This is a genomic window from Streptomyces murinus (assembly GCF_002154555.1).
Taxonomy (GTDB): Bacteria; Actinomycetota; Actinomycetes; order Streptomycetales; family Streptomycetaceae; genus Streptomyces; species Streptomyces murinus.
The window spans coordinates 1-6641 of the sequence record NZ_MUNF01000340.1 but is presented as its reverse complement, the minus strand read 5'-3'; the positions used below and the strand labels follow the sequence as shown (position 1 = coordinate 6641).

Genomic DNA, 6641 nt, shown 5'->3' with positions numbered 1-6641 from the left:
GCCAGCCGGTGCTTGACCGCCTGGAAGGACCCCACGGGCCGGCCGAACTGCTCGCGCTGCCCGACGTACTCCACCGTCCGCTCCAGCACCCGGTCCGCCGCCCCCACGGCCTCGGCGGCGAGGACGGCGGCGACCGGATCCCCGAGCCCCGCGAACGCCTCCCGTACGTCCACGACCTCCTCTTCTTCCGGTCCCAGCAACTGCGCCCGCACCTGCCGCAGTTGCACCCGCCCCTGCGGCCGTGTCGCGTCCAGTGCCGTCCGCCGGGCCCGTACGACCCCCGCGGCCTCCCCCTCGACCAGGAACAGCCGGGTCCGCGCGCGGGCGTAACCCCCGGTGTGCGCGGCGACCAGCAGCAGCCCGGCGCTGTGCCCGTCGAGGACCTGGTCCACCTGCCCGTACAGCCGCCAGCCGTCGGGGCCGCGCCCGGCCTGCACCCCCCCCCCCCGGCCCCCCCCCGCGGTGTACCCGTCGTTCCCGCCGGTCAGGGCCAGCGCGCCGGCGAGATCGGGGCCCGGTACGGCGAGCGCCGCGGTGAGGGTGCCCGCGGCGATCCGGGGCAGCAGCCGCGCGCGCTGGGCCTCGGTGCCGAGGGCGAGGATCAGCGGGGCGGCGAGGACACAGGTGGCGAACAGCGGGGAGGGGGCGAGGGCGCGGCCCGTCTCCTCGCAGGCGAGGGCCAGTTCGGTGACCGAGCAGCCGACCCCGCCGTACCGCTCGGGCAGCGCGAGGCCCGGCAGCCCGAGCCGCTCGGCCAACTCGGCCCACAGCAGCGGGTCGTACCCGGCCGGGGTGTCGACCGCGGCCCGCACCTCGGCCGACCCGCACCGGACGTGCAGCAGTTCGCGCAGGGACCGGCGGATCTCGTCCTGCTCGGCGGTGAGGCGGGTGTCCATGGGCAACCCTTCCGGGTCCGGCTCTTCCCTCGGGATCTGACGGACCGTCATATTAGGAGGGCCGAAGCGATATGCCCAGGGGCAGGAGGCCTCCCATGACCCGTGTGCGCCGGAACGTCGCCGTGGCCGGTGTGGCGCTCTCCGACTGCGGCCGGGTCCCGGACGCGACGCCGTACGCCCTGCACGCCCAGGCGGCCCGGCGCGCGCTCGCGGACGCCGGTCTTGACCGGTCCCTGGTGGACGGCTTCGCCTCCGCGGGCCTCGGCACCCTGGCCCCGGTGGAGGTCGCCGAGTACCTGGGGCTGCGCCCCACCTGGGTGGACTCCACCTCCGTGGGCGGCTCCACCTGGGAGGTGATGGCGGCGCACGCGGCGGACGCGATCGCCGCGGGCCATGCGAGGGCGGTGCTGCTGGTCTACGGCTCGACCGCGCGGTCGGACATCAAGGCGGGCCGCCGCACCGGGGAGTTGTCCTTCGGGACGCGCGGCCCGCTCCAGTTCGAGGCGCCGTACGGGCACACGCTGATCGCCAAGTACGCGATGGCGGCCCGCCGGCACATGATCGAGTACGGCACGACGATCGAGCAGCTGGCCGAGGTCGCGGTGCAGGCGCGGGCGAACGCGGCCCTGAACCCGGAGGCGATGTTCCGGGCGCCGGTCACCGTGGACGAGGTGCTGGCGGGCCCGCTGATCGCCGACCCCTTCACCAAGCTGCACTGCTGTCCGCGCTCGGACGGCGGCGCGGCGGTGCTGCTGGCCGCCGAGGAGCTCGTACGGGACTGCCGTACGGCCCCGGTCTGGGTGCTCGGCACCGGTGAGCACGTCTCGCACGCGGCGATGTCCGAGTGGCCCGACTTCACCGTGTCCCCGGCGGCGGTCAGCGGGCGGCTCGCCTTCGAGCGTGCCGGGGTACGCCCCGCCGAGGTCGACCTCGCCGAGATCTACGACGCCTTCACCTATATGACCCTGGTGACGCTGGAGGACCTGGGCTTCTGCGCCAAGGGCGAGGGCGGGGCGTTCGTGGAGAAGGGCCGGCTGCTGGTGCGCGGCGGTGAGCTGCCGGTGAACACGGACGGCGGCGGCCTGTCCGCCCAACACCCGGGGATGCGCGGCCTGTTCCTGCTGGTGGAGGCGGTACGGCAGCTGCGCGGCGAGGCCGGGGAACGCCAAGTGCGCCGCGCCGACGGACAGTTGCCTGCCCTCGCGGTCGCGTCCGGCACCGGGGGCTGGTTCTGCTCCTCCGGCACGGTGGTGCTCGGCCGGTGAGCCCGCCGCGCCCGCTCAGTCCTCGTCCCGCAGCCGCCGCCAGATACGGGTGCGGTGCAGGACGTAGAACGCGCCGCCGAGCACGCAGATCTGGAGGCCGATCGCGAGCAGCCAGAAGACGGCGCGGCTCTCCAGCTCGTCCGTCAGGAAGGCGAAGTTCATGCCGAAGAAGCCGGTCAGGAAGGACAGCGGCAGGAAGATCACGGACACGATGGCCAGCCGGTTGATCACGTTGTTCTGCTCGCCCGCGACGAGCGAGGAGTAGCTGCCGAAGGCCCGCCGGGTGGCCTCCTGGAGGGTCTCGATGTCGGTGAGGACCATGCGGGCCACATGCTGGAACTCGCGGGCGAGCCGCTGCCGTTCGAGCGGGAAGTCCGGGCTCATCATCCGGCGGGTGATGACCTCGTCCACCACCTGGAGGTAGGGCAGCAGCGAGTGGTGCAGCAGGGCGGAGCGGCGGCGCAGCCGGGACAGCCGGTAGACCTGTTCGGGGCGCCGCTGCTGGAACATGTCGTCCTCCAGCTCCTCCACCTCCAGCAGCGCGGCCACCGCGGCCCGCCGGAAGGTGGCAAGGGCGGACTGGAGCACCAGGAAGAGCAGCGCCACGGCGTCCCGGGGCCGCTCCCGCCGTACGTGCGCGGTGATCTCCGGGGCGAGGAACGCGGGGCCCCGGTGCGCGGTGACCAGGTAGCGGTCCCCGGCGACGGCGTGGGCGTGGATGACGCGCTCGTCCTGGACGACGGGGACCACCAGGCCGACGGTGTCGCCGAGGAAGTCGGCGCGGGCGGGTTCGCCGGGGCGCCCGAACCAGTCCAGGTCCGTGTCGCCGAGTCCGAGCCGCCGGGCCAGCTGCTCGCCCTCCTCTCCCGCGTCCGTCCCCGCCTCCGCCTCCGGCAGCTCCACGTCCACCAGGAGATAGCGGGTGGCGGCGAGCCTGCGCCGGGCCTCCGCCAGGTCGGTGCGCACGATGGTGCCCTGCGGCATCGTCACCACCGTTACGATCATCGCCCTCACTCTCGGTCCCGTCGGCCCCGCTCCCAGCCTGGGCGGGCCCCGGCGCCCGCGCACCCGGATGCCCTCCTGTGCGCCGCCGGGCGGACCGAACGGGTGAGCGCGGGCGGTGGCCGGGGGCGGGCAGGTTCCGGCGGGCTTGGATACTCGGCCCCATGGCACAGAACGATCTCCACGCCCTGCTCCTGACCCAGCGCGTCTGGTCGCCCGAGGTGACCCGGCTGCCGCCGTTCGATCCGGAGACGGCCCCGCCGACCCCGTTGCCGCTGTTCACGAGCTGGTTCGCGGAGGCGGTGGACGCCGGGCAGCCGGAGCCGCACACGATGACGCTGGCCACGGTGGACGAGGAGGGGCGGCCGGACGCCCGGATCGTGATGCTGCACGGCGCCGACCCCGACGGCTGGTCCTTCGCCACCCACACCACGAGCCGCAAGGGCCGCGCCCTCGACGCCCGCCCGTACGCCGCCCTGACCTTCTACTGGCCGGTGCTGGGCCGCCAGGTGCGGGTGCGCGGGCCGGTCGCGGCGGCGCCGCGGGAGGAGAGCCAGGCGGATCTGCACGCCCGCTCCACGGGTGCCCTCGCGGCGGCGCTGACCGGGCACCAGAGCGAGGAGCTCGCCTGTGCGGAGGAGCTGCGCCGGGCCTCGGCGGCCGCCTGGGACAGGGCCCGGGAGAACCCCACGCTGCCCGCCCCCACCTGGACGCTCTACCGGCTGCGCCCGGACACGGTCGAGTTCTTCCAGGGCGCGGCGGACCGGGCGCATGTCCGACTGGAGTACCGCAGCACGGAGTTCGGGTGGAGCAGGGGCCTGCTGTGGCCGTGAGAGGGCTCAGTCCTCGAAGGCCCACACCGCGAAGTCCGCGACCTCCCGGTAGCCGAGCCGCTGGTAGAGGGCGTTGCTGGTGGGGTTGGCCAGGTCGGTGAAGAGGAGCACCTCGGCCGCTCCGGCGGCGCGCGCGGCCCGGCTCACCTCGGCGGTGACCGCGCCGGCGTATCCGCGGCCGCGCAGCGCGGCCGGGGTGTACACGGGGGCGACGCGCACCTGTCCCGCGATCTCCCTGGTCGCCCCGGCCATGGCCAGCGGCGTGCCGTCGGCGGCCTCCCACAGGGTGATGCCGCCGTAGGAGAGACGGGCGTCCGCCCACGGTCCCGCGTCGCGTCCGGGGCCTTCGCCCATGGCCTGTGCGAACTCCCCGAACCAGCGCAGCAGCAGCTCCCGGTCGGCCGGTCCCGCGATCCTCGGGCGGCCTTCGGGGGCCGGCTCCGGTGGCGTCAACTCGCCGAGCCGGTAGAGGCGCTGGCGGCGCTGCACCGCCGCCTCCCGGCCGGTCCGTCGCCGCCAGGCCGCCGCGAAGGCCGCCGCCGAGTCCCGTTCGGCGCTCACCTCAGGGAACCGGTGGCCGAGTCCGGCCAGCCGCTCGGCCAGCGCCTCGGCCTGCTCCGGGGTGACGGTGGTGAGGCAGAGGCCGTGCGGAGGCGTATGGGTCAGCACCGCGAGCACCGTGCCGTCCGCCGCCGCGAGGGTGCCGAAGAGGGGCGTGCCGCTGCCGTAGTAGTGGAGCCCGTGCCGGCGGAGCGTGTCGGTCACCGTCAGGGGCACGGTGTGCGGCGCCGGGCGGGAGCGCAGGAAGCCGCCCGCGCGGGCGAGGAAGTCGTCGAGGTCGTCGGTCAGCTGCCAGGACTCGGGATGCATGGGCTCATGATCGGGTCAACTCCCCGGCCGGAAAACTGGTTTACCGCCGGTGAACGCCACCCGCAGCGGCATCCCCGCCGACAGCTCCGCCTCCTCGGCGTCCACCACCTGTGTCATCATCCGCGGCCCCTCCGCGAGGTCGACCACGGCGGCGATGTACGGAGTGCGGGCGGAGAAGGGGGGCAGGTCATTGCGGTGGACCGTGGACCAGGTGTAGAGGGTGGCGCGGCCGGTGGCCTGCTCCCAGGCGACGTCCTCGCTCCAGCAGTGCGGGCAGAACTCGCGCGGATAGTGGTGGGCACGGCCGCAGGCGGCACAACGGCGGATCAGGAGACGGCCGTCGGCGGCGGCCGCCCAGTAGGGACGGGTGAAGGCGTCGGCCTCGGGGAGGTCGTGACGCGGACCATCGCTGCTCGGATCCATGGACCTGACGCTACGTCAGAAATGCCGCCCTGCCGACCCCTTCGCCCACCATCCGTGTACACACTCCGCACATCCGTGATCAATCCGGAACCAATTCCGGTCTTGACCGAGACCCATCAAGCGAGTGGATGATTACGCTCCCGCTCATGGCTGTCTCCCGCCCCACCCCCACGCGCCCTTCACCGACCCCCACCGAGCACCCGGTGTACGTCATCGGCGCAGGTCCCGGCGGTCTCGCCGCCGCGTACGCGCTGCGGGCGCGCGGCATACGGGCGGTGGTCCTGGAGAAGTCCGACGCGGTCGGCGCGTCCTGGCGGCGCCACTACGACCGGCTCCATCTGCACACCACCCGCCGGCTGTCCGCGCTGCCGGGTCTGAAGATCCCGCGCCGCTTCGGCCGCTGGGTGTCCCGCGACGACCTGGTGCGCTATCTGGAGAAGTACGCCGAGCACCATGAGCTGGAGATCGTCACCGGTGTGGAGGTGCATCGCGTCGAGCGGGCCGAGGACGGTGCCGGCTGGCTGCTGCACGCGTCCGGCGGCCGGGAGCTGACCGGCAGCGCGGTCGTCGTCGCCACCGGCTACAACCACACGCCGCGCATCCCCGACTGGCCGGGCCGTCAGTCGTACGACGGCGAGCTGCTGCACGCCGGCGCGTACCGCAACGCGGAGCCGTACGCCGGGCGGGACGTGCTGGTGGTCGGGGTCGGCAACACCGGCGCCGAGATAGCCGTGGACCTGGTGGAGGGCGGGGCCGCGCGGGTGCGGCTCGCGGTGCGCACCGTCCCGCACATCGTGCGCCGCTCCACCCTCGGCTGGCCCGCGCAGTACACGGGCGTGCTGGTACGGCGGCTGCCGGTGCGCCTGGTGGACCGGCTGTCCCGGCAGCAGGCCAGGCTGGCCCTGCCCGACCTGTCCGCACAGGGGCTGCCCCGCCCGGACACCGGCCTGTACAGCAGGGTGAAGCAGGGCGCGATACCGGTGCAGGACGTGGGCCTGCTGGACGCGGTGCGGCGCGGCAAGGTGGAGATCGTCGCGGCCGTGGAGTCCTTCGAGTCCGGGAAGGTGGTCCTGGCGGACGGCTCCCGGATAGAGCCGGAGGCGGTGATCGCGGCGACGGGGTACGCGCGCGGCCTCGACGACCTGGTCGGCCACCTGGAGGTCCTCGGCACGGACGGAAAGCCGGTGGTACGGGGCGGCCGGGCGCCGAAGTCCGCCCCGGGCCTGTACTTCACCGGATACACCAACCCGATCAGCGGGATGCTGCGGGAACTGGCGCGGGACGCGGGGCGGATCGCGAAGGGCGTGGCGGGTCTCGGGGAGCGACCCCGCCCCACCCGCCGGTAACTTTCC

At 74.4% G+C, this 6641-nt stretch carries 7 protein-coding genes; 3 read left to right on the top strand and 4 right to left on the bottom strand.

Annotated features, from left to right (window positions below):
- A partial coding sequence (locus tag CCN72_RS20890) for an acyl-CoA dehydrogenase family protein (protein WP_086808837.1) occupies positions 1–896 on the bottom strand: 896 nt, incomplete at its 3' end.
- A 95-nt stretch (positions 897–991) separates the two neighbouring features.
- Here CCN72_RS20890 and CCN72_RS20885 point away from each other — a divergent pair.
- A complete protein-coding gene (locus CCN72_RS20885) occupies positions 992–2161 on the top strand; it encodes a thiolase C-terminal domain-containing protein (RefSeq protein ID WP_086808836.1) in 1170 nt (389 codons plus the stop codon).
- Between the two features lie 15 nt (positions 2162–2176).
- Here the strand turns inward: CCN72_RS20885 and CCN72_RS20880 are convergent, their stop codons facing one another.
- Positions 2177–3166 carry a magnesium transporter CorA family protein gene (locus CCN72_RS20880; RefSeq protein ID WP_244174348.1) on the bottom strand — a complete coding sequence of 330 codons (990 nt, stop codon included), beginning with the start codon at positions 3164–3166 and terminating at the stop codon, positions 2177–2179.
- A gap of 161 nt (positions 3167–3327) precedes the next feature.
- On the opposite strand from CCN72_RS20880, the gene CCN72_RS20875 reads away from it, so the two are divergent.
- Positions 3328–3996: a pyridoxine/pyridoxamine 5'-phosphate oxidase gene (locus tag CCN72_RS20875; protein WP_086808835.1), complete on the top strand. Its 669-nt coding sequence runs from the start codon at positions 3328–3330 to the stop codon at positions 3994–3996.
- Positions 3997–4002: 6 nt separating this feature from the next.
- Here CCN72_RS20875 and CCN72_RS20870 read toward each other — a convergent pair whose 3' ends face one another.
- Positions 4003–4866 (bottom strand): GNAT family N-acetyltransferase, encoded by an 864-nt coding sequence (locus tag CCN72_RS20870; protein WP_086808834.1) that lies wholly within the window; start codon positions 4864–4866, stop codon positions 4003–4005.
- A 15-nt stretch (positions 4867–4881) separates the two neighbouring features.
- Positions 4882–5289, bottom strand: a complete 408-nt coding sequence (locus CCN72_RS20865) for a Zn-ribbon domain-containing OB-fold protein (RefSeq protein ID WP_086808833.1) — start codon at positions 5287–5289, stop codon at positions 4882–4884.
- Between the two features lie 146 nt (positions 5290–5435).
- Here CCN72_RS20865 and CCN72_RS20860 point away from each other — a divergent pair, with 146 nt between their 5' ends.
- Entirely contained in the window at positions 5436–6635 is a 1200-nt protein-coding gene (locus CCN72_RS20860) for a flavin-containing monooxygenase (RefSeq protein WP_086808832.1), read from the top strand.
- The last annotated feature ends 6 nt before the right edge of the window (positions 6636–6641 follow it).